Annotated in this window: 19 protein-coding genes; 12 read left to right on the forward strand and 7 right to left on the reverse strand. The window is 70.3% G+C overall.

Annotation, left to right across the window (positions count from 1 at the left end; all coding sequences use genetic code 11):
• Positions 1-28: 28 nt before the first annotated feature.
• Complete coding sequence (locus tag ACYVJS_RS02070; RefSeq protein WP_460737301.1) at positions 29-1,453, reverse strand: dihydrolipoyl dehydrogenase family protein; 1,425 nt, start codon at positions 1,451-1,453, stop codon at positions 29-31.
• 178 nt (positions 1,454-1,631) lie between these two features.
• Between ACYVJS_RS02070 and ACYVJS_RS02075 the strand changes: the two genes are divergently transcribed.
• From ACYVJS_RS02075 to ACYVJS_RS02090, 4 genes are all read left to right on the forward strand, one after another.
• Entirely contained in the window at positions 1,632-3,122 is a 1,491-nt protein-coding gene (locus ACYVJS_RS02075; protein WP_460737490.1) for an AlkA N-terminal domain-containing protein, read from the forward strand.
• A complete protein-coding gene (locus ACYVJS_RS02080) occupies positions 3,119-3,610 on the forward strand; it encodes a methylated-DNA--[protein]-cysteine S-methyltransferase (RefSeq protein WP_460737303.1) in 492 nt (163 codons plus the stop codon). The genes ACYVJS_RS02075 and ACYVJS_RS02080 overlap by 4 nt, the downstream gene beginning before the upstream one ends.
• A gap of 292 nt (positions 3,611-3,902) precedes the next feature.
• Positions 3,903-5,711, forward strand: a complete 1,809-nt coding sequence (locus tag ACYVJS_RS02085; protein ID WP_460737305.1) for an ABC transporter ATP-binding protein — start codon at positions 3,903-3,905, stop codon at positions 5,709-5,711.
• Complete coding sequence (locus tag ACYVJS_RS02090; protein ID WP_460737307.1) at positions 5,708-7,519, forward strand: ABC transporter ATP-binding protein; 1,812 nt, start codon at positions 5,708-5,710, stop codon at positions 7,517-7,519. Before ACYVJS_RS02085 ends, ACYVJS_RS02090 begins: the two co-directional genes overlap by 4 nt.
• Before the next feature lie 35 nt (positions 7,520-7,554).
• Here ACYVJS_RS02090 and ACYVJS_RS02095 read toward each other — a convergent pair whose 3' ends face one another.
• Positions 7,555-8,520, reverse strand: a complete 966-nt coding sequence (locus ACYVJS_RS02095; protein ID WP_460737309.1) for an acetylxylan esterase — start codon at positions 8,518-8,520, stop codon at positions 7,555-7,557.
• Positions 8,521-8,649: 129 nt separating this feature from the next.
• On the opposite strand from ACYVJS_RS02095, the gene ACYVJS_RS02100 reads away from it, so the two are divergent.
• Positions 8,650-11,364, forward strand: coding sequence for a cation-translocating P-type ATPase (locus ACYVJS_RS02100; RefSeq protein WP_460737311.1), 2,715 nt, complete (start codon positions 8,650-8,652; stop codon positions 11,362-11,364).
• 103 nt (positions 11,365-11,467) lie between these two features.
• On the opposite strand, the gene ACYVJS_RS02105 is transcribed toward ACYVJS_RS02100, so the two are convergent.
• Complete coding sequence (locus ACYVJS_RS02105; RefSeq protein WP_460737313.1) at positions 11,468-12,310, reverse strand: endonuclease domain-containing protein; 843 nt, start codon at positions 12,308-12,310, stop codon at positions 11,468-11,470.
• Between the two features lie 234 nt (positions 12,311-12,544).
• Positions 12,545-12,997 carry a GNAT family N-acetyltransferase gene (locus ACYVJS_RS02110; RefSeq protein WP_460737316.1) on the reverse strand — a complete coding sequence of 151 codons (453 nt, stop codon included), beginning with the start codon at positions 12,995-12,997 and terminating at the stop codon, positions 12,545-12,547.
• Positions 12,998-13,178: 181 nt separating this feature from the next.
• Here ACYVJS_RS02110 and ACYVJS_RS02115 point away from each other — a divergent pair, with 181 nt between their 5' ends.
• A complete protein-coding gene (locus ACYVJS_RS02115) occupies positions 13,179-15,395 on the forward strand; it encodes an NADP-dependent isocitrate dehydrogenase (protein WP_460737318.1) in 2,217 nt (738 codons plus the stop codon).
• Between the two features lie 59 nt (positions 15,396-15,454).
• Here the strand turns inward: ACYVJS_RS02115 and ACYVJS_RS02120 are convergent, their stop codons facing one another.
• Positions 15,455-16,906, reverse strand: a complete 1,452-nt coding sequence (locus tag ACYVJS_RS02120; RefSeq protein WP_460737320.1) for a L,D-transpeptidase family protein — start codon at positions 16,904-16,906, stop codon at positions 15,455-15,457.
• A 176-nt stretch (positions 16,907-17,082) separates the two neighbouring features.
• On the opposite strand from ACYVJS_RS02120, the gene ACYVJS_RS02125 reads away from it, so the two are divergent.
• The 6 genes from ACYVJS_RS02125 to nagB all read left to right on the forward strand — a co-directional run bounded on the left by ACYVJS_RS02125 (position 17,083) and on the right by nagB (position 23,278).
• The gene (locus ACYVJS_RS02125; protein WP_460737322.1) at positions 17,083-18,282 is read left to right on the forward strand and encodes an ROK family transcriptional regulator; all 1,200 of its coding nucleotides are present in this window, start codon (positions 17,083-17,085) and stop codon (positions 18,280-18,282) included.
• A gap of 63 nt (positions 18,283-18,345) precedes the next feature.
• Positions 18,346-19,614 (forward strand): extracellular solute-binding protein, encoded by a 1,269-nt coding sequence (locus ACYVJS_RS02130; RefSeq protein WP_460737324.1) that lies wholly within the window; start codon positions 18,346-18,348, stop codon positions 19,612-19,614.
• Positions 19,615-19,784: 170 nt separating this feature from the next.
• On the forward strand, positions 19,785-20,744 hold the full coding sequence (locus ACYVJS_RS02135; protein ID WP_460737326.1) for a carbohydrate ABC transporter permease: 960 nt from the start codon (positions 19,785-19,787) through the stop codon (positions 20,742-20,744).
• Positions 20,741-21,583 (forward strand): carbohydrate ABC transporter permease, encoded by an 843-nt coding sequence (locus tag ACYVJS_RS02140; RefSeq protein ID WP_460737328.1) that lies wholly within the window; start codon positions 20,741-20,743, stop codon positions 21,581-21,583. Before ACYVJS_RS02135 ends, ACYVJS_RS02140 begins: the two co-directional genes overlap by 4 nt.
• Positions 21,580-22,506 carry an ROK family protein gene (locus ACYVJS_RS02145; protein ID WP_460737330.1) on the forward strand — a complete coding sequence of 309 codons (927 nt, stop codon included), beginning with the start codon at positions 21,580-21,582 and terminating at the stop codon, positions 22,504-22,506. Before ACYVJS_RS02140 ends, ACYVJS_RS02145 begins: the two co-directional genes overlap by 4 nt.
• Entirely contained in the window at positions 22,499-23,278 is a 780-nt protein-coding gene (gene nagB / locus ACYVJS_RS02150; RefSeq protein ID WP_460737332.1) for a glucosamine-6-phosphate deaminase, read from the forward strand. The genes ACYVJS_RS02145 and nagB overlap by 8 nt, the downstream gene beginning before the upstream one ends.
• Before the next feature lie 140 nt (positions 23,279-23,418).
• Here nagB and ACYVJS_RS02155 read toward each other — a convergent pair whose 3' ends face one another.
• Both ACYVJS_RS02155 and ACYVJS_RS02160 read right to left on the reverse strand, forming a co-directional pair.
• On the reverse strand, positions 23,419-24,783 hold the full coding sequence (locus ACYVJS_RS02155) for an FAD-binding oxidoreductase (RefSeq protein WP_460737334.1): 1,365 nt from the start codon (positions 24,781-24,783) through the stop codon (positions 23,419-23,421).
• On the reverse strand, positions 24,780-25,154 hold the full coding sequence (locus ACYVJS_RS02160; protein WP_234073477.1) for a YrdB family protein: 375 nt from the start codon (positions 25,152-25,154) through the stop codon (positions 24,780-24,782). Before ACYVJS_RS02160 ends, ACYVJS_RS02155 begins: the two co-directional genes overlap by 4 nt.
• Positions 25,155-25,285 lie beyond the last annotated feature (131 nt).

Consider the following 25,285-nt stretch of genomic DNA (forward strand, 5'->3'; position numbering starts at 1 on the left):
ATCGTCCTGCGGGGCGGTTTTCTCCTGCTCAGGCGCTCGGGCGGCCGTAGGCCTCGAGCAGCCGCAGCCACACCTCGCTGAGCGTCGGGTACGACGGCACGGCGTGCCAGAGGCGGGTGATCGGCACCTCTCCGACGACGGCGATCGTCGCCGAGTGGAGGAGCTCGGCCACATCCTCGCCGACGAACGTGGCGCCGATGATCGTGCCCGCATCCTCGTCGACGATCGCGCGCGCCTGACCCCGGTAGTCGTCGGCGCGGGTGGCGGCGCCGGCGACCCACGAGAGGTCGTAGTCGAGCACCCGGATGCGGCGACCCGCGGCTTTCGCGGAGGCCTCGGTGAATCCGATAGAGGCCACCTCGGGATCGGTGAAGGTCACCTGCGGAACGGCCTCGTGGTCGGCCGTCGCGACGTGCGCACCCCAGGGGGCGTCGTCGACGGCGCCGCCGGTCGCGCGGGCGGCGATGACGTCGCCCGCGGCGCGAGCCTGGTACTTGCCCTGGTGGGTGAGCAGCGCCCGGTGATTGACGTCGCCCACCCCGTACAGCCAGTCAGTCCCGGTCACGAGCATGGTGTCGTCGACGGAGAGCCAGCCGCCAGGGACCAGACCGACCGCATCAAGTCCGAGGTCCTCGGTGCGCGGGACGCGCCCGGTCGCCACGAGCACTTCGGCCGCGCGGATGCGGGTGCCGTCCGACAGCTCCAGCTCCTTCTCGTCGCCGACGCGCTGCGCCGACACCACGTTCGTGTGGCGGAGGATGCGCACGCCCCGCTCCTCGAGGGCGCGGCCGACGAGCTCGCCCGCGAAGGGTTCGTTCGCGGCGAGCAGTGAACCCCGGACGACGAGGGTGACCTCGGCGCCGAGGTCTGCGTACGCGGTGGCCATCTCCGCGGCGACCACGCCGCCGCCGATGATGGCGAGGGATGCGGGGATCTCCTGCGCGCTGGTCGCCTCCCGGCTCGTCCAGGGCGCGATGTCGGCGAGCCCCGGGGTGTCGGGGAGGAGGGCGGCGGTGCCGGTGCAGACGGCGACGGCATGACGGGCGGTGAGGCGGGTGACGGCGCCGTCCGCATCCGTCACCTCGACCTGTCTGACCCCGACGAGGCGGCCATGGCCGCGCACGAGGTCGATGCCCGCACTCGAGAGCCACTCGACCTGCGAGGAGTCGTTCCAGTCGTGCGTGAGCGTGTCGCGACGGCGGAGGACGCCGGCGACGTCGAGGGAGCCCGACACGGCCTGCTTCGCACCGTCGACGTCGCGAGCCTCGCGCAGCACCGCGCCCGCGCGCAGCAGACCCTTCGAGGGCATGCACGCCCAGTACGAGCATTCGCCGCCGACGAGTTCGCTCTCGACGATGACGGCGGAGAGCCCGCCCTGAACGGCGCGGTCGGCGACGTTCTCGCCCACGGGGCCGGCGCCGATGACGATGAGGTCGTAGGTCTGCTCGCTCATGCTGCGACGCTACTCCGTCACGTCCGCTGCGGGGTCGCCGCTTGCGCTTGCGCTCCGAGTGCGCCCGCGGAGCGGTCCTCGGGCGAATGGGAGCCACTGAGGGCCGCGCTGCCGTGTCCGAAAACCGCGAGCCGGTGTCGGGGAGGCGTGACAGGCTGGGGAGGTGCCCACCTCCGCGATGACTTTCGACGAGCGCTACCGCGCGATCGATGCGAGGGACGCGCGCTTCGACGGCCAGTTCGTCACCGCGGTGCACACGACCGGCATCTACTGTCGTCCGAGCTGCCCCGCGCGCACGCCGCGGCCAGAGAACGTCACGTTCTACCCGACGAGCGCCGCCGCCCACGAGGCGGGCTACCGCGCCTGCAAGCGCTGCCTGCCCGAGGCTGCGCCCGGGTCCCCGGAATGGGACCTCCGCGGCGACGTCGCCGGGCGCGCCATGCGCCTCATCGCCGACGGCGTCATCGAGCGCGAGGGTGTGCCGGGCCTCGCCCGCCGGCTCGGCTACTCCTCCCGGCAGCTCGGCCGCATCCTCACCGCCGAGCTCGGCGCATCGCCCCTCGCGCTCGCCCGCGCCCACCGTGCCCACACAGCGCGGATGCTCCTCGTCGGCACGGACCTCCCCGCCGCAGACGTCGCCTTCTCCGCCGGCTTCGCGAGCGTGCGGCAGTTCAACGACACCGTCCGTGAGGTGTTCGGGATGACGCCGCTCGCGCTGCGCGCGCGCCGGAAGTCCGAGAATCGCGCGACTCCCGGTGAGATCGATCTGCTCCTCGCGCACCGGCGTCCCATCGACGACGGCGGCATCTTCGTCTGGATGGCCGCCCGCGCGCTACCGGGAGTGGAGACCGTCACGGCGACCACCTTCGCGCGCACCCTGCGCCTGGCCGGAGGCTCCGCGTGGTTCGAGGTGCGCCGCGACGGCGACGCACTGCGTCTCCGCGCCCGACTTTCGCAGCTCGCCGACCTGCCGCAGCTGGTCACGCGGGTGCGTCGGCTGTTCGACCTGGATGCGGATCCGCTCGCCGTCGATCAGGCGCTCGCAGCCCACCCCGAGCTCGCCGCGCGCGTGGCCGCGCTTCCCGGCATCCGCGTCCCCGGCGCCGCCGACCCGCACGAGATGCTCATCCGCGCGATGGTCGGTCAGCAGATCACCGTCGCCGCGGCCCGCACGGCCCTCGCCGCTCTCGCGCAGCACCTGGGGGAGCGGGTGCCCGCCCACGAAGGCACCGACCTGCTCTTCCCGACCATGGCGGCGATCGCCGAGCGCGGCGCGGAGGTGCTGCGCGGACCCGCCGCCCGCATCCGGGCCATCGTGGGCGCCGCCGGCGCCCTCTCCGAGGGTTCGCTCGTGCTCGACGCCGGCGGCGACGCTCACGATCAGCGCGCGGCCCTGCTCGCGATGCCCGGGATCGGGCCGTGGACCGCCGACTACGTGCGGATGCGGGTGACGGGCGATCCCGACGTGTTCCTTCCCGGCGACGTCGCCGTGCGCACGGGCGCCGCCCGGCTCGGGCTCCCCGCGGAGCCCCGCGCCCTGGCCGCCTGGTCCGTCCGCGCCGCACCCTGGCGCAGCTACTTGACCGCGCACCTCTGGGCCGCCGTCGCGGCCGTGCCCGCGCAGATCCCCCGTCCCGCCCACCTTCCGAACGAGAGCCGCATCGCATGACCGCGCACATCGCCACCATCACCACCCCCGACGGAGCCTTCACCGCTCTCGTCGACGATCGGCAGCGTGTGCTCGCCTCCGGCTGGAGCGACGACCACGAGGTGATCGTCGCCCGTCTGCGCGCGGCGGACCGGCCCACCGAGATCGTCGAGGGCGCCGTCGATGCCCTGGATGCGGTCGCCGCCTACTACGGGGGAGACGTGCGGGCCATCGACGAGGTCGAGGTGCACCAGACGGGCACCGCGGGACAGCTCGCCGGTTGGCGGATGCTGCGACGCATCGAGCCGGGGCAACCCCTCACGTATGCGGAGTTCGCCGCGGCGCTGGGAAGCCCCCGTGCGGTGCGCGCCGCCGCATCCGTCTGCGCGCGCAACGCGCCGGCCCTGTTCGTACCGTGCCATCGCGTGCTGCGCACCGGCGGCGCGATGGGCGGCTTCGCGTGGGGCATCGAGGTCAAGCGCAGTCTGCTGGCCCGCGAAAGCGCCTGATCCGCGCGCGCGGGAATGTCCGCGCAGAACTGATCGTTGCACTCAGCGAACACACAGCCTAGGCTGGAGGGCTGTCGCGCGCACTCGCCGCGGCATCCGTGCACTCGAGGAGGACGATATGACTCAGGCATTCGCCATTGCGGAAATCCCCGCCGTCCTCGCGGTGCCCGCGCGCTTCGCGTAGCCGCCGCCCGCCGCCTCCGAGCGGCCTTCTCCCTCTCCGAGCCATCGCAGCCCTGCGCGCGATCTCCCCCTTCTGCGGCGTCGCCGTCGCACGCTCTCCTCGAGGATCATGAGTTCCACACCCTCTCGTTCGTCCACCGAACCGTCTACGTTTCGCGCTCTCGCGAGGCTTCTGCCGTTCGTGCGTCCCGTGCTGCGTCCGCTCGTGCTCGGCGCGATCAGCGCGCTCGCTGCCAGCGTCGTCGCCCTGATGATCCCGCTCGTGCTCGAGGGAGTGGTCGCAGGTCCGATCGCCTCCGCGGACCCGACGCAGATCCTCTGGGGCACGCTCGCCGTCATCGGGCTCGGCCTCGCCGAAGCCGCCCTCGTCTGGGGTCGGCGGTGGTTCGTGCTCGCGCCCTCGACCAAGGTCGAGTACGCCCTGCGCACCGGGTTCGCCGCGCGCCTGCAACGGCTCCCCGTCGCCTTCCACGACCGGTGGCAGTCGGGTCAGCTGCTCAGCCGCATGATGCAGGACATCAGCCTCATCCGCCGCTGGCTCGCCTTCGGCGTGATCCTGCTCGTCGTCAACGTGCTGACGATCGCGCTCGGCTCGGTGCTGCTGTTCCAGTGGCACTGGGTGCTCGGCACGATCTTCCTGCTGTGCTCCGCCCCTCTCTGGTACGCCGGATACCGCTTCGAGAAGCAGTACGGGGTGCTCGCGCGGCAGAGCCAGGACCAGGCCGGCGATCTCGCCACCGCCGTCGAGGAAAGCGTGCACGGCATCCGCGTGCTGAAGGCGTTCGGCCGCGGATCCCACGCGCTGGCCAAGTTCGCACGTCAGGCCGAAACGTTGCGCCAGACGGAGCTGCGAAAAGCCACGGCCATCGGCCTGATCTGGTTCTGGCTCGTCCTGCTGCCCGAGATCGCCTTCGCACTGTGTCTGGCGGCCGGGATCGTGCTCGCTCAGCTCGGCCAGCTCTCGGTCGCCCAGCTGTTCGCGTTCTTCGCGATGGCGACGGTGCTGCGCTGGCCCATGGAGTCGATCGGCTTCCTCTTCTCGTTCCTCCTGGATGCGCGCACCGCCACCGACCGCGTGTTCGAGGTGTTCGACGAACAGGTCACGATCGACGACCCGGAGAAGCCGGTCTCGCTCGAGAGTCCGCGAGGGCGACTCGTCTTCGAGAACGTGCACTTCCGCTACCAGGATGCGCCGGATGCGCAGCGCGACCTGCTCGACGGCATCGACCTCGCCCTGGAGCCGGGGGAGACGATGGCGCTCGTGGGACTCACCGGCTCGGGCAAGACCACCCTGACCACCCTGCCGACTCGTCTGTACGACGTGACCGGCGGACGCGTGACGCTCGACGGCGTGGACGTGAGGGACCTCACCCTGAACGAACTGCGCACCCACATCTCGATGGCGTTCGAGGAGGCGACGCTCTTCTCCTCTTCGGTGCGCGAGAACGTGCTGCTCGGCCGGGACGACCTGGATGCGGCCTCGCCGGAGGGTGAACGCGTGCTGCGGGAAGCCCTCGACGTCGCCCAGGCCGAGTTCGTCGAGCGTCTGCCCGCCGGCGTCGACACCGTCATCGGCGAGGAGGGGTTGAGTCTGTCGGGCGGTCAGCGGCAGCGTCTCGCCCTGGCTCGGGCGGTCGCCGCGCGGCCGTCCGTGCTCGTGCTCGACGACCCGCTGTCGGCGCTCGATGTCGACACCGAAGCGCGTGTGGAAGAGGGGCTGCGTCGGGTGCTCGCGGACACGACCGCTCTCATCGTCGCCCACCGACCCTCGACTGTGGCCCTCGCGGATCGCGTAGCCCTCCTGGAGGACGGCCGCGTCACGGCCGTCGGCACGCACGGCGAGCTGATGCGCTCCTCAGCGCACTACCGGCACGTGATCTCGAGTCTCGACGAGCAGGAGAAGGAGGAGGTGCGATGAGTACCGTCACGGGAACCAGCGGCGAGGATCGCTCCGACTACACCCGCGCCGAGAGCCGGGAGATCCGGCGCCGCTCGATGCGGCTGCTCGGCTCGCTCATCGCGCCGCTGCGCGGCAAGCTCATCCTCGCGGCCGTCGTGCTCGTCGTCTCGACGGCGCTGCGCGTGGTCGGTCCGGCGCTGATCGCGTTCGGGATCGACAACGCGCTGCCGGCGGTGCTGAACGAGATGGACTGGCTGCCCACGATCGGCGTGGTCGCCATCTATCTCGTGTCCGGGCTGCTGGGTGCCGCCCTCATCGGGTGGTACGCCGTCGTCGCGGCACGCCTCACGCAGGCGGTCATGCTCGACCTTCGCACCCGCATCTTCCGCCACACACAGCGGCTCAGCCTCGAGTTCCACGAGTCGTACACGTCGGGGCGGATCATCTCTCGTCAGACGAGCGATCTCGACACGATCCGGGAGCTCCTCGACGGCGGCCTCAACGAGCTCGTCTCGGGCGTGCTGTTCGGCGCCTTCACGCTCATCGCGCTGCTGCTGCTGGACTGGCAGAGCGGGGTCGTGCTCATCGTCATGGGCGTCCCGCTCGGCCTGCTCATGCGGTGGTTCTACCGCCGCTCGCAGATGGTCTACCGCGAGTCGCGAGTGATCAGTGCGAAGGTCATCGTGCACTTCGTGGAGACCATGACCGGCATCCGCGCCGTCAAGGCCTTCCGCAAGGAGAAGCGCGGCGACGTCGAGTTCGGCGAGCTGAGCGAACAGTATCGCGACGTGAACATGCGCTCCATCCGGCTGTTCGGCACGTTCGAACCCGGGCTGATGGCGATCTCGACCCTGAGTCTCGGTGCAGTCCTGCTCTTCGGCGGCATCCGCGTCGCCAGCGGAGCGCTGGAGATCGGTGTGCTGCTGGCCGCGGTGCTGTACGTGCGCAACTTCTTCTCGCCGCTGCAGGAGGTGGCGATGTTCCTGAACTCCTACCAGTCGGCCGCGGCGGCACTGGAGAAGGTGTCGGGCGTGCTGGAGGAGGAGCCCACGGTCCCCGAGCCCGCGCATCCGGTGGCGCTGGAGCGGCCGCGCGGCGCGATCCGCTTCGACGACGTGGCGTTCGGCTATGGCGACGGACGCGTGGTGCTGCCCGACTTCTCGCTCGATGTACCCGCGGGGCAGACGATCGCCCTGGTCGGCACGACGGGGGCAGGCAAGTCGACGCTGGCGAAACTGGTCTCCCGCTTCTACGACCCGACCAGCGGCTCCGTGACGCTCGACGGTGTGGATCTGCGGACCCTCGGCTCGGCGGATCTGCGCCGCGCGATCGTGATGGTCACACAGGAGGCGTACCTGTTCAGCGGCACGGTCGCCGACAACATCGCGCTGGGAAAGCCGGACGCGACCCTCGACGAGGTGCGGGATGCGGCGATGGCCGTCGGCGCGCACGCGTTCATCGAGGCGCTCCCCGACGGCTACGACACCGACGTGAACAAGCGTGGCGGGCGCGTGTCGGCGGGGCAGCGCCAGCTGATCTCCTTCGCGCGCGCGTTCCTGGCGAACCCGGCCGTGCTGATCCTGGATGAGGCCACCGCCTCGCTCGACATCCCGAGCGAACGCCAGATCCAGTCAGCTCTCGGGACGCTCCTCGCCGATCGCACCGCCATCATCATCGCGCACCGCCTCTCCACGGTCTCGATCGCGGACCGCGTGCTCGTCATGGAGCACGGCCGCATCGTGGAGGACGACGCGCCCGACGCGCTCATCGGCGGCACCGGCACGTTCGCGCGCCTGCACGCCGCCTGGCGCGACTCGCTCGTGTGACGGTTCGGGATGCGGCGACCCGCCGCATCCCGAACTCACACGCGTGCGGCGAGGAACTCCGCCTGGGCGAACCACTGATACATGAGACCGCCCTCGTGCTGGTTGTGGGGGTAGACCTCGATGTCGGCCTCGCCCGCGTAGTGGTTGCGGGCGGCGAAGACGGTCGAGGGCGGGCAGGTCTGGTCGTGCAGCGCTGTCGAGAACAGCGCCGGCGCCTCGGAACGTCGTGCCATGTTCACACCGTCGAAGTAGGAGAGCGTGTCGAAGACCCGCTCCTCGGTGTGGCGGTGCACGGCGAGGTAGCGCACGATCTCCTGGTACGGATCGGCGTCCGTGAGCCCCACGGCCCGCTCGAAGTGGCAGAGGAAGGGGACGTCGGGCATGACCGCGACCAGTCCCTCGGACAACGCGCCCGCGGCCAGCGCGATCCCCCCGCCCTGGCTGCCTCCGCACACCGCGACGCGGTCGGCGTCGACGATGTCGAGCGTGCGTGCCGCATCCACCAGACGCACCGCATCCGTGAACACGCGACGGTAGTAGTACTGGGCGGGATCCTCGATGCCCCGTGTCATAAAGCCGCTCACCGACGGGCCCGTGCCGTGCGGGTCGGGGGTGTCGCCGCCGGTGCCCCACATCGAGCCCTGGCCGCGCGTGTCCATGAGCAGGTGCGCGTAGCCGGCGTTCGCCCACCCGAGACGCTCGCCCGCGAGTCCCCGCCCGCCGCCGTAACCGTTGTACTCGACGACCGCGGGCAGCGGCTCGTCGGCGCCCGCGGGCACGGTCAACCACGCGCGAACCGGCTCGCCCGCGTAGCCGCTGAAGGTGACGTCGTAGACGTCGACCAGCGTGAAGGGCGCCGCGACCCGTTGGTAGCGCACCTCGTCGCCCGCGGCGCGGGAGGAGGCGATCGTCTCGCCCCAGAAGGCGTCGAAGTCGGCGGGCTCGCGCACCTCGGGCCGGTACTCGCGGAGGGCGTGCGGATCCATGTCGAAGCGCGGCATGAGCATCACGATAGGGGTATCGAGGTCCTCGCCGCGGCACCGCGGCCAGAGAATCGCCCGGCCACGGCTCCGATGGTGCTGTGGCCGCCTTCCGTCCCGTCGCTATGATCGCGATCGGGGAGGTGGGCCATGAGCGGCACACAGATACCGACGGACGCGCAGCCCGACACCGCGGCGTGGTGGGCGTTGGATGCCGACCGTGTGGCGGCCGAGCTCGGCACGGACGTCGGCGAAGGGCTGTCGGACGCGCAGGCGGCCAGACGACTGGCCGAGAGCGGCCCGAATGCGATCGCCGCGCCGCCCTCGCCCCGCGCGGTGACCATCGCGCTGCGTCAGCTCGCCGACCCGATGAACCTCATGCTCATCGGCGTCGTCGTGGTCAGCGTGCTCATCGCGCAACCCTCCGTCGCCGTCGTCGTGGCGTTGCTCGTGGGTCTGAACGTCGTGCTCGGCACGCGGCAGGAGCTCGCGGCGCGTCGCAGTGTCGATGCCCTCTCCCAGTTGCAAATTCCCCAGGTGCGGGTGCTCCGCCAGGGCACGCTGCGCCAGATCGACGCGACGGAGGTCGTCGTCGGGGACGTCGTCCACCTGGAAGCCGGCGACCTCGTCCCGGCGGACGGCCGCATCCTGCGCAGCGCGACCTGCGAGACCCAGGAGTCGGCGCTGACGGGGGAGAGCGCCCCGGTTCCGAAGGATGCGGGAACGCTCGCCGACGCCGACGTCGCGCTGGGCGACCGCGAGAACATGCTGTTCCAGAACACGAGTCTCACGCGCGGCACCGCGGTCATGGTCGTGACCGAGACCGGCATGCAGACCCAGATGGGCCGCATCGCGGGGATGCTCACGGCCGTCGTCGGCACGCGGAGCCCCCTCCAGCGGGAGCTGGACGGGCTCACGAAGGTGCTGGGACTCATCGCGTGGGGCGCCGTCGCGATCATGATCGCGTTGGGATTCGCCCGCGGCGAGTCGATCCAGACGGTTCTGCTCGTAGGGATCGCCATGGCGGTCTCCGCCATCCCGTCGGGTCTCCCGACCTTCGTGCAGGTCATGCTCTCGTACGGCGCCAAGCAGCTCGCCGAGCACCGGGCGGTCGTCAAGAACCTGAGCGACGTCGAGACGCTCGGCGCCACCTCCGCGATCAACTCCGACAAGACCGGCACGCTGACGCTCAACCAGATGACCGCTCGACGGCTCTACGCCCGGGGCCAGTGGTTCTCGGTCGAGGGTGAGGGATACCGCAAGACGGGCGCCCTGCGCCATGCCGCCGGCCTCGAGGTGCCCGACTTCACGGCGCTCGCGTACGGGCTGTGCCTCAACAGCGACGCGACGGTCTCGGATGCGGGCACGGTGGTCGGCGACCCGACAGAGGCGGCCCTGGTGGTGCTCGCAGCCAAGCTCGGCGCCGATGCCGAGGAGACGCGGCGACTGTATCCGCGTGTGGCGGAGGTGCCCTTCGACTCGGCGTACAAGTTCATGGTGACCTGCCATGACGTGCCGTGGGACGGCGCCACCGCGTTCGTCGCGACCATCAAGGGCGGACCGGATGTGGTCCTCGATCGCTGCACGCACGCGCTGACCGCGGAGGGGGTCGTGCCCGTCGCAGACGCGCGCGACGACATCCTCGCGGCCAACGCCCGGCTCTCGGGCGAGGGTCTGCGCGTGCTGGCGTTCGGCTACCGCATCCTGAACGACGAGCGGGATGCGGCGATCGCCGATCCGATGGCCTTTTCGGACGACTTCGTGTTCGTGGCCCTCGTCGGCATCGTCGATCCCCTGCGGCCCGAGGCGATCGAAGCGGTGCGGATCGCTGCGGGTGCCGGCATCGAGGTGCGCATGATCACCGGTGACCACGCCGTTACGGCGGCAGCGATCGGCGACGAGCTCGGCCTCGGCCCCGGGGCCATCAGCGGCGCCGAGCTGCGCGAGCTGAGCGATGCGGAGTTGTCGGCCCGCCTGCCCGAGCTGCACGTGTTCGGCCGCGTGACTCCGGAGGACAAGCTGCGCGTGGCCCGCCTCCTGCAGGAGCGCGGCGAGATCGTCGCGATGACCGGCGACGCGGTCAACGACGCCGCGGCCCTGAAACAGGCCGACATCGGTGTGGCCATGGGCTCCGGGAGCGAGGTCACGAAGCAGGCGGCGCGCATGATCCTGACGGACGACGACTTCGGAACCCTCGTCGAAGCGATCCGGCTGGGCCGCGGCATCTACGAGAAGATCGTCGGCTACGTCCGGTATCAGATGTCGACACTGTTCTCGCTCGTTCTGCTCTTCCTGGCCGCCAGTGTCTTCGACATCAACAACGGTGTGCCCCTGACGCCGCTCATGGTCATCTTCCTGAGCACGTTCATCACGTTCTTCCCCGTGTTGACCATCACGTTCGGGCCCGATCCGGACGGCATCATGTCGAGGCCTCCCCGCGACGTGCGCCAGACCCTCGCGAACCGCGGTGCCATCACGCAGTGGCTCGTCTACGGCGGCACGATCTTCGCCACCGCGCTCGCCGCGCTCCTGCTGGCACCGGGCGAGGCGCGCACCACCGAGGCGTCGGTGCCGGTCACGATGGCGTTCGTCGTCATCAGTCTGGGTTCCGTGCTGGCGGGGATGGCGATGCGGCGGGATCCCGCATCCGGATTCACGGCGCCGTGGGCGGACGCCCTCAAATGGATGTGGATCCCCGTCGCGCTGACCGTGGTCTGCGTCGAGGTCGGGTTCGCTCAGAACCTGCTGATGACCACGAGCCTGAGCGGTGGCGAATGGCTGCTCGCGCTCGCGTTGTCGGTGATCCCCGCGGTCGTGGTGGAGGCGGACAAGGCCCTGCGTCGCGCCCGCGTCCGGCGCTCCTGACTCGGGCGGTTCCCATGCACCTTTCTCGGAGATCGGCGCGTTTCTCGGAGGATGCGGCTGTAAACCTCCGAGATTCGCGCGCATTTCCGAGATCAGGATGCTCTCAACGGGCGAGGTGGAGGCCGGCGGCGATGGCGCGCGCGATCGTGCGCTCGACGCTCGGCCAGTCGTACACGACCTGCGCATAGTCGAAGCGCAGCACGGTGAACCCGCGCAGGTGCAGTTCGGCATCGTGGGCGATGTCCTTGCCCCGCTGCGCGGACGTACGGTGATGGGTGTAGCCGTCGATCTGCACGACCAGGCGCTCGCCGATCAGGATGTCGACGCGGCGGCCCGCCACGACCGCCTGCTGCGTCATGGGTACGCCCCAAGGACTCAGCCGCACGATGACCTGCGTTTCGAGGCCGGAGTCGGAAAGGCCGCGGACCTCGAGCGCGAGCGCGACGGCCTCGGGGGAACGCCAGCGCACCCGTCGCAGCGTGTCCAGGGAGATCCCTTCCGTGCGGACCGCCGACTCCCATACGACCCGCGCGGCCTCGGGGGACAGGCAGCGTGCGATATGGCGCAGCGCGTCCTCGGTCGACTCGAGCAGACTATGCGCCGCCGGTGGGGCGAGTGGAATGCTCCAGTGGGCGACCGCATCCGCGGGCACGCCGTCGGATGCGGCGTGGGGCCGTAGATGCAGGTGGGGCCGATCGACGAGCAGGGGCGGCAGCCACCAGCCGCGATGCCGAGCGACCGAGACGCACGCGAGTCGGGCTCCCGCCTGCGCTGCAGCCAGCAGGTCCGGCGGTGCGGACGATGTGGCGATCCAGGACCTCCGGACGATGCGGATGCGGCCGGCGGCAGCCTCGGCGCGGACGGCGCGCACGCCGAATCCGGCCTCGGCGGCGACCGCGCGATGGGCGAGCCCGCCCTGTGCGGCGAGCCAGGGAGTGAGGGACATCCCGCCATGCTGCGTCGACGTCCGCATCCCTGCTGTGCCGTGGAGCGACGTCTGTGGCAGACCCGCCGCGCTGCTCGGGCGGGGGAGGAGGTGCCACTGTTCTCGGAGATCGGCGCCGAACTCGGAGGCTTCGGGCCGAAACCTCCGAGAAGTGCGCGGAGTTCCGAGAACCGCGCGACGAGCAGGCAGCTCACACGCGCAGAGAGCTCAAGCGGCGCCGAGCGCGCGGCCGCGTCAGAGCGCGATGCGGGCGACGACCTCGCCGAACTCGGTCTCGCCGACGGGCTCGAAGCCGACGCGGCGGAAGAACGCCTCCGGACCGCCCTCGCCGGCCTCGTAGATGACGTCGACGTGGTCCATCCCTCGCTCGCGCGCCTCGTTCGTGAGGCCCTCGATGGCGAAGCGGCCGATGCCCTGGCCCTGGTCGTCGGCGTCGACATTGATGCGCCAGAGGACGGAGCGGAACCATTCCTGCGTCTCGTCCTCGTCGAAGTTCGCGCTGACGAACCCGACGACGTCGTCGCCCGCGAGCACGACGCGTTGCCAGCTGGTGCGCGGGTCGATCACGGTCGCCGCGACCCCGTAGCTCACCGGGGCGAGGAACTGTTCCTGCCCGGGTTTGAGTGACATGTTGTTCACGGCGACGATCGTCGCGGCCGACAGCTCTTCGAGGCGCAGTTCGGTCATGGTCACAGGCTAATGCCTGGCGCCCGCCTGCGGGGAGGGATGCGGGCCGTGTGAACCCGGCGATGCGGATGCCGTGAGAACCGGGCCGGGTGAGGGGGGAGATATCTCGACATCGAGATAACCGGACCGGGTGCGATAGGCTGGCGACTGACCCTCGACGCCTCTATGGAGAGACAAATCCGTGCCTGATTCCACGATCATCTACACGCACACCGACGAGGCTCCTGCGCTCGCCACCGCATCCTTCCTTCCCATGGTCCGTGCCGTCGCCGGCCAGGCGGGGGTCGAGATCGCGACGCGCGACATCTCGCTCGCCGGTCGCATCCTCGCAGCCTTCCCGCAGCAGCTCACCCCCGAGCAGCTTGTCGGCGACGCGCTCGCCGAACTGGGCGCGCTCGCGACGCTGCCGGAGGCGAACATCATCAAGCTGCCGAACATCTCGGCATCGATCCCGCAGCTCAAGGCCGCCATCGCCGAGCTGCAGGCGCAGGGCTACGACATCCCGAACTACCCCGACGAGCCGAACGGCGTCGAGGAGGAGAGCGTCCGCGCGCGCTACGACAAGATCAAGGGGTCGGCGGTGAACCCGGTGCTCCGCGAGGGCAACAGTGACCGTCGCGCTCCCGGTGCGGTCAAGAGCTACGCGCGCAAGCATCCGCACCGTAACAAGGCGTTCGCCGAGGGCTCGAAGACCCGTGTCGCGACCCTCGGACACGACGACTTCCGCTCGAACGAGATCTCCTGGGTCTCGCCCGATGACGACACCCTCACCATCCGCCACGTGGATGCGGCGGGCACCGAGACCGTGCTGAAGTCCGGCCTCAAGGTGCTTCCGGGCGAGATCGTGGATGCGACGTTCCTGTCGGCCGCGGCGCTGGACGCTTTCCTCGCCGAGACGCTGGCGACGGCCAAGGCCGACGACGTGCTGTACTCCGTGCACCTCAAGGCGACGATGATGAAGGTCAGTGACCCGATCATCTTCGGCCACGTCGTGAAGGCGTTCTTCGCCGACGTGTTCGCCCGCTACGGCGACCAGTTCGCGGCCGCGGGGCTCACGCCCAACGACGGTCTCGGTGCGATCCTCTCCGGCCTCTCGGGCCTGGAGAAGGGTGACGAGATCGCCGCCGCGTTCGAGCAGGCGATCGCCTCGGGTCCGCGCCTGTCGTACGTCAACTCCGATAAGGGCATCACGAACCTGCACGTGCCCTCCGACGTCATCGTCGACGCGTCCATGCCGGCGCTCATCCGCAACGGCGGGAAGCTGTGGGGCGTCGACGGCGGCGAGGACGACACGCTCGCGGTCATCCCCGACTCCTCCTACGCCGGCGTCTACCAGGCCGTGATCGAGGACGTCATCGCGCACGGCCCGCTCGACCCGGCCACGATCGGCACCGTCCCGAACGTGGGACTCATGGCGCAGGCCGCCGAGGAGTACGGCAGCCACGACAAGACGTTCGAGATCGCTTCGGCCGGTGTCGTCCAGGTCGTCACCTCCGCGGGTGAGGTCGTGCTCGAGAGCGCGGTCGAGGCCGGCGACATCTGGCGGGCCACGCAGACCAAGGACATCGCCGTGCGCGACTGGGTGAAGCTCGCCGTCACCCGCGCCCGCGCCACCGGCGTGCCCGCCGTGTTCTGGCTCGACGAAGGCCGCGCGCACGACGCGCAGCTCATCGCCAAGGTGCGCACCTACCTCGCCGAGCACGACACCGAGGGCCTGCAGATCGAGATCCTCGCGCCGACCGAGGCGACGCTGTTCTCGCTCGAGCGTCTGCGCGCGGGGCAGGACACCATCTCGGTGACCGGCAACGTCCTGCGCGACTACCTGACGGATCTGTTCCCGATCCTCGAGGTCGGCACGAGTGCCAAGATGCTCTCGATCGTCCCGCTGCTCGCGGGCGGTGGACTCTTCGAAACGGGCGCCGGCGGCTCCGCACCCAAGCACGTGCAGCAGCTGCTCGCCGAGGACTACCTGCGCTGGGACTCGCTGGGCGAGTTCTTCGCGCTCGCCGCATCCTTCGAGCACTTCGCGACCTTCACCGGCAACGTCCGCGCGCAGGTTCTCGCGGACACGCTGGACGCCGCGACCGGAACCTTCCTCGAGAACGACAAGTCGCCCGGTCGCGCCCTCGGCACGATCGACAACCGCGGCAGCCACTTCTACCTCGCGCTCTACTGGGTGCAGGAGCTCGCCGCGCAGTCGGCGGATGCGGAGCTGGCCCGCGCGTTCGCGCCGATCGCTCAGGAGCTCGCCGCAGCCGAGGAGACGATCGTCGCCGAGCTGCTCGCGGTGCAGGGCAAGTCCGTCGACATCGGCGGCTACTACCACCCGAGCCCGCGTCTGGTCGAAGAGGTCATGCGTCCGTCCGCGACGCTGAACCGCATCATCGACGCGATCTGACATCGACGAAGAAGGGGCCGGATGCGGATGCATCCGGCCCCTTCTTCGTGCGATGCGGCTCAGTAGTGGACCGAGACCTCGGACCCCTTGGAGAGGAACTCGTAGGCCCAGGCCGCCTGGTCGATCGGCATGTTGATGCAGCCGTGGCTCATCGGGTGGCCGAAGTTGTTGTGCCAGTAGGTGCCGTGGAAGCCGATGTCAGGGGCGAAGTACGTGACCCACGGGACGTCCTTCGTGCAATACGTCGACGTGGGCGTGCAGCCCATGTCCTGCATCCGCACATGCGCGAACACGGTGAATTCGCCCGTCGGAGTGGCGTTCGCGCCGAGGCCGGACGAGATCGGCCAGCTGTTGACGACCTGGCCGTTCTCGTAGAAGGTCGCTCGCTGCGTGCTGAGGTTCACATCCGAGTAGCGGTGAAGCGCCGTCGTCACGAACGGCGCCTCGGTCACGGGCAGCTGATACGCCGCGTCGCCGGCGGCGAGCTGAGCGGCGAAGTCATCGGCCACCCGGGAGGTGTCGCCGAGCGTGCGTCCCACCGCGCCCGGCGTGAGGTCGCGGAGCACGTCGCCTGCGGCGTTGGTGACGACGGTGGCGTCGACGGGCGCGCGGTTCACGAGCGGAGCCAGCGTGTCGACGGTCTTCTGGATCGCGTCGGCATCGGCGGAGAGGGTGAGCTTTCCGTCTTCGGTTCCGAGCTTCAGCCAGGATGCGGCCAGTACGCGGTCCACGGGGACGGTGCGCTCCGCGCCGACGTAGAAGCCGATCGTGTCGAGGATGCCGTTCAACCGCGCGACCGAGGTCTCGGCATCCGCGGTCGTGATGGCGGGATCCACCGGAACGATGGAGGCCTCGATCGTGGTTCGACCGCTGCCGGAGGAGAACGCCTCGGCCAGGGCGGTGCGCACCTGTTCCAGATCGATGCCCTCTCCGACCTTCTCGGGCGAGGAGACGTAGGAGGCGGTGGCCGCATCGAACGTCACCGTCGCGTCGGTGGGGTCGGTGTAAGCACCGGGAGCCACCTCGCGAAGCGCCTCGGTGGCGGCGGCCGGGTCGAGCGTCACGTCCGCCACGAGCGGTTCGGAGTTCCACTGGGTCACGTTCCACAGGGGGTGTGCGTCGAACGCCTGCTCAGCGATCGTGCGTGCGTCGATCGACGCGCCGAGCGCGGCGCCGGTGACGGTGACCTCGCCGTCGGGGGTGTCGAGCACCACCGTCGCCCCGGCGAGGCGGGAGGACAGTGCGTCGGCCGCACCGCCCACCGTCATACCGCCGATCGGCACGCCGGCGACGGCGGTGCCGGGAGCGATGAGCACGAGCGATGCCGTGACGGCCGCGATCGCGAGGACGCCGGAGGGGATGCCGATCCAGAGACCGAGGTGGCGCTTGCGAGGCTTGGGCTCTTCGGGGGCCCACGCGTAGACGTGCGTCGCGCCGTCGCCCGACCCGGCGTCGGTGTCGTCCGCCGCCGCGTCGCTCTGTGCGTGCGGTCCGGTTACCAGATCCGTCACACTGTCACCCCCGTGCATCGTGTGCTGTGTCTTCCCAGGGTACGCGAGCAAGTCTGATAAAGGCGTGGTCAGAGTCCGATCTCCGACAACGTTCCGATCACGGCCTCGTGTAACAGTCGTGTGACGAGCGATCGGAATGCTTGCGTCATGTTTGTTCGTAAGGTGTACTAACAAACATGACTGCATCGGAAGTGCAGCGCGGCGCTTCCCTCTCCGAGCCCGCGCACACCCACACGACATCTCGTGGCGGCGCCTTCGCCCCCGGCCGCGCCTTGCGCGCCGGAGTGAAGGTCCTGCCCGAGCATGCACGCGGACACAACCGCTCGCTCGTGCTGCAGACGCTGTTCCACCGCGGTGCGATGAGCCGCGCCGACCTGTCGCGGGAGACCGGGCTCACCCGTGTCACGATCTCGGACCTCGTGGCCGAACTGATCGGCGACGGGTTCGTGGTCGAGAAGGGGATGCGTGAGGGCAGCCGCCCCGGCAAGCCGGCCATGCTCGTCGACGTCGACCGCGCCGGTCACCGCATCATCGGGCTGGACCTCTCCGGCAGCGATGTCTTCATCGGTGCGGTACTCACGCTCGACGGCGACATCGTCGCGCGCGCCGAGACCCCGCATCCGGCCGCCGCATCAGAGGTCCTGGCGGCCGTCATCTCCCTCGCCGAGCGGCTCGTGGCCGAGGCGAAGGCCCCCGTGCTCGGCGTCGGCGTCGGCACGCCCGGTGTCATCGACGACCGCGGCATCGTGCTGACGGCGCCGAACATGGGGTGGGCTGGTTTCGATCTCGAGGGCGTGCTGAGCGAGGCGCTCGGGCTCGAGGTGCTCGTCGCCAACGACGCGAACGCCGCCGTGCTGGCGGAGTACACGTTCGGCGGCTCCGGCGACGACGTGCTGCTGGTCAAGGTCGGCAGCGGTGTCGGATCCGGTCTGCTCGCCGGCGGTCAGCCCATGCGCGGCAGCCGCTTCGCCGCCGGCGAGATCGGTCACGTGACCGTCGGCACCGACGGCGGCCCGCTCTGCGCGTGCGGCAAGGTCGGCTGCCTCGAAGCGTGGCTGTCCGTGCCGGCGCTGACTGCCAGAGCCGATGCGGCCGCCCCGGGCGAGCGCGACACGGTCCTGCGGGATGCGGGGGAGCGGCTCGGTATCGCGCTCGCTCCGGTCGTCGGCGCGCTCGATCTGTCGGAGATCGTTCTCTCCGGCCCCCCTGAACTCCTCGGCGGTGTGCTTGCGCAGGCCACCGCCGAGGCCCTCCGCACGCGGACACTCGCCCCCTTCCACGAGGGCGTCCGGGTGCGGATGACGGAGCAGGGCCAGGACATCGTCCTGCGCGGTGCGGCCGTCATGGTGCTGTCGGCGACGCTCGGCGTCTCCTGACAGCACCTTCCCGGGAGCGCCGCCGGTGCTCACGGTCTCATCATCGAGAACAGAGGACAGCACATGAAGAAGTTCCTCCCAGCCGTCGCCCTGATGGGCGCATCGGCGATTGCGCTTGCCGGATGCGCGGGGACAGGAGGCGGCTCGTCGAGCGGCGACAGCGCGGAGATCCGTGTCTGGCTCGTCGGTACCGACACCCCTCAGGATGCCCGCGACTATCTCGTGAAGACGTTCGAGGATCAGAATCCCGGGTCCACGCTGGTCATCGAGGAGCAGCAGTGGACCGGTCTCGTCGACAAGCTCACCACGAGCCTGTCGTCCAACGACAGCCCCGACGTGGTCGAGATGGGTAACACGCAGGCTCCGGCGTTCACCTCGAGCGGAGCGCTGCTGAGCCTGGGCGATATCAAGGACGAGCTCGGCGGCTCGGACCTGCTGCCCGGATTCGTCGAGGCGGGCAGCTGGGACGGCGATCTGTACGCCGCCCCCTACTACTCGGGCTCTCGCGTCGTGTTCTACAACACGGCGCAGTACGCGCAGGCCGGTGTCTCGGTGCCGACGACCCTCGACGAGTACGTGTCGAACGGCGTGACCCTCGCGGCGGCCCTCCCCGGCGTCTCGGGCGTGTACTTCCCCGGCAAGGACTGGTACAACGGTCTGCCCTTCATCTGGGAGAACGGCGGCGAGGTCGCCGTGCAGGCAGATGACGGCAGCTGGGATGCCCAGCTGTCCAGCCCCGAGTCGATCGCCGGGCTCGAGCAGGTGCAGGAGCTGATGACGAAGGCGTCTCTGGCGCCCAAGGACGGCGACGAGACCGAGGGATGGGTACCGTTCCGCACGCAGCAGGCCGCGACCTACTCCGCGCCGAGCTGGGCCTACTGGTCGATCGTTGCGGACGAGGACAAGCAGGCGACCGCGGTCGCCGAGACGACCGGCGAGTTCGCTCTGCCCGGCGCTCAGGGCGGTGCCGCGCAGGTGTTCGCGGGCGGCTCCAACGTCGGCATCGCGGCCAAGTCGAAGAACCCGGAGCTGGCGAAGTCGGCGCTGGAGATCATGCTGAGCGACGAGTACCAGACCATCCTGGCCGAGGCGGGCCTCGTGCCCGCCAAGACGTCGCTGGGCGACAAGGTCGCCGCCGCGACGCCCGAGCTCGCATCCGTCATCGCGTCGGCTGCGGCCAACGCCAAGCTCACGCCGGCATCGCCGAACTGGGCGGATGTGGAGGCGAAGGGCATCATGCAGGACCTGTTCGTCAACATCGCCGGCGGAGGCGACGTCGCCTCGCTCGCGGCTGCCGCCGACGAGCAGATCGAGTCCATCCTCAACGGCTGACCCACTCCTCGCGGGGCGGCCGGCCGGCCGGTCGCCCCGCGTCTCGACTCGTCTCTCGTTTCGACTCGCCCCGCGTTTCGATTCGTCTCTGCGCTCCACGCTCAACGGCCCGCCACCTGATGGCCCGGAGCGTCGGGCGGGGAGCACACCATCCGTTCTCAGGAGTCACCATGGCTGTCGCCACCGAGCTGCCCGTCGACGCGGTCATCGCGTCCGGGCCGCCGTCCGCTCCGCGCCGCCGGCGGCGACGCGCACTCACCCCCCTTCTGCTGCTGTCGCCCGCGCTGGTCATGCTCGCCGTGTTCATCGGCTGGCCGCTCGTGCAGATGGTCGTCATGTCGTTCCAGGAGTTCGGCCGGGCGCAGATCTTCGGCGCCCCGCCGTCCTTCGTCGGTCTCGACAACTACATCGCCGTCCTGACGGATTCGGGATTCTGGCAGGTGCTCGCGCGCAGCGTGGCGCTCTGCGTGGTCTGCGTCGCGGCGACCATGGTGCTGGGCGTGCTCGTCGCGCTGCTCATGACGAAGCTCGGCCGCGTCATGCGCACCGCCGTCTCGGTCGCGCTGCTGCTGGCCTGGGCGATGCCCGCGCTGACCGCCACGATCGTCTGGGGCTGGATCTTCGACACCCAGTACGGCCTGGTCAACTACGCGCTCACCCAGCTGACCGGCACCGACTGGACCGGCCACAGCTGGCTCATCGACCCGCTGAGCTTCTTCGCCGTGGCGGCCATCATCATCACATGGGGCGCGATCCCCTTCGTGGCCTTCTCCGTCTACGCCGGGCTCGGACAGGTGCCCGACGAAGTGCTCGAGGCCGCGCAGCTGGACGGCGCCGGCGCATTCTCGCGCTTCCGACTCATCGTCTTCCCGTACCTGCGTTCGATCCTCGTCGTGCTCCTGATCCTCCAGGTCATCTGGGACCTGCGCGTGTTCGCCCAGATCTACGCCCTGCAGACCATCGGCGGAGTCCGCGCCGACACGAACACCATCGGCGTCTACATCTACAGCGTCTCGATGGCTTCGGGCGACCTCGGCTCGGGCGGCGCGATCTCGGTGATCCTCGTCGCGATCATGCTCGTGATCTCCGGCTACTACATCCGCTCCATGCTCCGTCAGGAGGAGGCATGACCACGCGCGCACGCACCCGCACCGGCCGGGTCCTGCTGAATCTCTGCGCTCTGGTGGTGATCGTCTGCGCGGTGTTCCCCGTGTACTGGATGGTCAACACGTCACTGCTGCCCGCATCCGCCGTGCGAGGTGAGACGCCCCACTTCTGGCCCGACCAGTTCACGCTGCGCAACTACGCGACGGCGCTCGGTGAGGGCGGGTTCCTCGGCGCGCTCGGCACCTCGGTGACGGTGACGGGCATCACCCTCGTCGCGGCTCTGCTGTTCGCGTTCCTCGCGGCGGTCGCGCTCTCGCGGTTCCGCTTCCGCAGCCGCAAGAGCATCGTCGTCGCGATCCTCGTCGTGCAGATGATCCCCGCCGAAGCGATGATCATCTCGACCTTCCGCGTGCTCGACGGCTGGGCGCTGGTCAACACGATCGCCGGCCTCAGCCTCGTCTACATCGCGATCGTCCTCCCGTTCACGATCTGGACCCTGCGCGGCTTCGTCCAAGGCGTGCCCGCGGAGCTGGAGGAAGCGGCGATGATCGACGGCTGCAGCCGCACGGGCGCGTTCTGGCGGGTCACGTTCCCGCTGCTCGCACCGGGCCTCGTCGCCACCGGTGTGTTCGCGTTCATCCAGGCCTGGAACGAGTTCGTGTTCGCGCTGGTCATCCTCACGCGCCCCGATCCGCAGACCCTGCCGATCTGGCTGCGGGCATTCGTGCAGGTGACGAAGGCGACCGACTGGTCCGTGGTCATGGCCGCATCCACCCTGATGGCGCTGCCCGTCGTCGCGTTCTTCCTCATCGTGCAGCACCGCATGACCGGGGGACTGGTCTCGGGTGCGGTGAAGGGATGAGGGTCGGACTCGACGTCGGCGGCACCAAGACGGATGCGGTGGTCGTCGACGACCGGGATCGGGTGCTCGCCTCGGTGCGGCTCGCGACCCTCTGGGGCCCGGTGGGCGTGGTGGAGACCATTGCCGACGCCGTCGCCGCCCTCGGCACCCTGCCGGGCATCGACGCCGCGCAGTTCTCGTCGGTCGGGATCGGGATGCCGGGTCAAGTGCGTCCGGGGTCGGGTCGTGTGACCCATGCGCTCAACCTCGGCGTCGCGGACCTCGACGTCGCCGCCGCCGTGGCGCCTCGGGTGGGACTGCCCGTGCGCGTCGAGAACGACGTGAAGGCGGCCGCGCTCGGAGCCGCGGCGCTGGAGCAGCCCGGTGCGAGCCTGGCGTTCTTGAACCTCGGCACCGGCGTTGCGGCCGGCATCGTGCTCGACGGTGCGCTGTGGCGCGGCGGCGGTGGGTCGGCCGGGGAGGTCGGTCACATCAGCATCGATCCCGCCGGACCGCTGTGCCGTTGCGGCGGACGCGGATGCATCGAGGCGCTCGCCGGGGGAGCGGCGATCGCCGACCGGTGGGGGCGCCCCGCCGCGCTCCCGGTCCGTGACGTCTTCGACGCCGCGGACGCGGGTGATGCCCTCGCGACCGTCATCCGTCGAGATCTGGCCCGCGCGGTCGCAGCGGCCGTGCGCATCCTCGTGCTGACCGCCGACGTGGAACGGGTCGTCCTCGGCGGAGGACTCACCGCGCTCGCCGACCGGATGGTGCCGGAGGTGCGCGTCGAACTGGAGCGCAGCGCCGTCGCATCCCCGTTCCTGCGTTCGCTCGCGTTGGCGGATCGGATGCGGGTGCTGCCGGCAGGGTCGCCGGCAGCGGCGGTCGGGGCGGCAATCGTCGGAGGAACAGCAATCGAGCAGGAGGTGAGCGCACGTGGCTGAAGTGGTCATCGTCGCATCGAAGCAGGAGGGCGGCGCGATCGTCGCCAACGAGATCGTGCGGCTGATCCGGACGCGGGACGACACCGTTCTGGGTCTCGCGACGGGCTCCACGCCGTTGCCCGTGTACGAGGCGCTGCGCGAGCGCATCGGGGATCTCGACGTGTCGCGGGTGCGCGGGTTCGCGCTCGACGAGTACGTCGGGCTGGACCCCTCGCACCCCGAGAGCTACCACTCGGTGATCGCCCGCGAGGTGGTGGAGCCGTTGGGTCTGGACCCTGCCCGCATCCACGTGCCGGACGGCCGCGAGGCGGGGATCGCCACGGCGGGCGACGAGTACGAGCGTGCGATCCGGGACGCCGGCGGCGTGGACCTGCAGATCCTGGGGATCGGCACCGACGGACACATCGGGTTCAACGAACCCGGCTCGTCGTTCGCGTCGCGCACGCGTGTCAAGACCCTGACGGCGCAGACCCGTGAGGACAACGCCCGGTTTTTCGCCGACGCCTCCGAGGTGCCCCGTCACTGCATCACGCAGGGGCTCGGCACGATGCTCGAGGCGCGGCACCTCGTGCTCCTCGCCTTCGGTCAGGAGAAGGCGGACGCGGTCGCCGGGGCTCTCGAGGGCCCTGTCACCGCGATGGTCCCCGGCTCAGCGGTCCAGCTGCATCCGCATGTCACCGTCGTGGTGGATGAGGCCGCCGCATCCCGCCTGCGCCTGGCGGACTACTACCGCGCCAGCTGGGAGGGAAAGCCCGACTGGCAGGGCCTCTGAGCGTTCCGTGTCCCAGGTGCCGCAGAGCATGTCCCACTTCCGGCATCGCATGTCCCACTTGCCGCAGGAAACTAGGGTCAAAGTTGCGGCAAGTGGGACATGACGAGGTCAGGGTCGCGGCGAGTGGGACATGACGAGGATCAGTCGGCGAAGACGACGCCGGGATTCAGGATGCCGGTGGGATCGAACACCCGTTTGATGTCGCGCTGCAGCTCCCACTGGCGTGCGCCGAGCTCGTCGCGCAACCATCGTCGCTTGAGCACACCGATCCCGTGCTCGCCGGTGAGTGTGCCGCCGAGCCGCAGTGCGGAACGGAACAGGTCGTCGGCAGCGCGCCAGACGACGTCCGGCACCTCCGGGCCCTGGAAGACGAAGTTCGGGTGGAGGTTCCCGTCGCCCGCGTGCGCCACCGTAGGGATCGTGAGTCCGTAGTCGCGTTCGATCCGCACGATCTCGTCGAACATCGCCGGCAGCGCCGATCGCGGCACCGAGACGTCCTCGATGAGCGTCATGCCGAGACGTTCCATGGCCGGATGCAGTGACCGCCGCACGTGCAGCAGTGCCTCGCCCTCCGCCTCATCCATGGCTAGGCGCACCCGGCCGCCCGCATGCTCCAGCACCTGCGCGATCTGGGCGGCGTCGTCGGCAGCGGTGGGCCCGTCCGTCTGCACGGTCAGCAGGCTCTCGCTGCCGGTGGGTGCCGGGAGGGAGAGGAGAGCGTGCACGGCGGCGAGGCTCGCCGCATCCATGAGCTCCATGATCGCCGGCTGTACACCCGAGGCGGTCACGGCTGCGGCACCTGTAGCGGCGGCGCGCACGTCGGCGAAGGATGCGGTGAGCGTGCGCGTCTGCCCGGCCACCAGGCGCCGCAGCTTGAGTGTGGCGCCCACGACGACGCCGAGCGTTCCCTCGGATCCGATCATGAGCGAGGTCAGATCGAGGCCGGTCACGCCCTTCACACTGCGACGCCCGAGGCGGATCAGCTCGCCGTCGGCGAGGACGACGTCGACGCCGAGCACCGCGTCGCGCACGACGCCGTACTTCGCACACAGCAGCCCGCCCGCACCGGTGGCGATGTTGCCGCCCACGGTCGAGATCGCGCGGCTCGCGGGGTCGGGCGCCCACCACATTCCGTGGCGGGCGAGCTCCGCGTTCAGTTCGGCGTTGACGATGCCGGGCTCCACCACGGCGAGCAGGTCGTCGGGACGGATCTCGAGGATGCGGTTCATCCGCGCGAGCGACAGGGCGATCCGGCCGGTGCCGACGTTCGCGCCGCCCGCCAGGCCGGTGCCCGCGCCGCGCGGCACCACGGGTGTACCCGTTGCATAGGCGATGCGCAGCGCGACCTGGACGTCCTCGATGCTCTCGGCGTGCACGACGGCCAGAGCGTGCCCTTCGGCTGCGTGACCCGACTTGTCGGCGCGGACGGCCTCGAGGGCGGCGTCGGTCGTGTCGACCCGGTCGCCGAGCGCGTCGCGCAGCAGGTCGACGACCGATGCGGTCATGCGAAGCGGCGGCGTCCGACGACGAGGCCCACCGTGACCGCGACGACCGCGTAGGCGATGCCGATCCAGGTGAGACCGAGCGACCACAGAGCGGCGGTCGCGGCGGCGTAGACGAGCAGCTCAGCGATCGCGCGCACGAAGGGGTGCACGGCGAAGACGGCGCGAGGGGAGACGAACAGCGCCCACAGCACGATGGCGGCGGCGGGGGTCAGGATGCCGACGACGAGGTTCCACGGGAACGGCCACGTCGCGAAGCCCCAGATCGCCAGGGCGACGATGCCGCCGATCTCGCACAGGAACGCCACCACGTCGAGGGCGGACAGTGCGGGGCGCGTGCCGGCGGGCAGGGGCGCAGACGAGGGGGTGCTCACTCCGCCATTCTACGCGGGCGCCCGCCCGCGTCCCGGCGGGGTCACTCTGCCCGCGAGACTGTCCCCCCAGCCCCTCCACGCCCGCTGTGCGGACGCGGAGCCTCCGGCTGCGAAACTGCATTCTCCGCACG

This window comes from Microbacterium neimengense, from assembly GCF_054782995.1.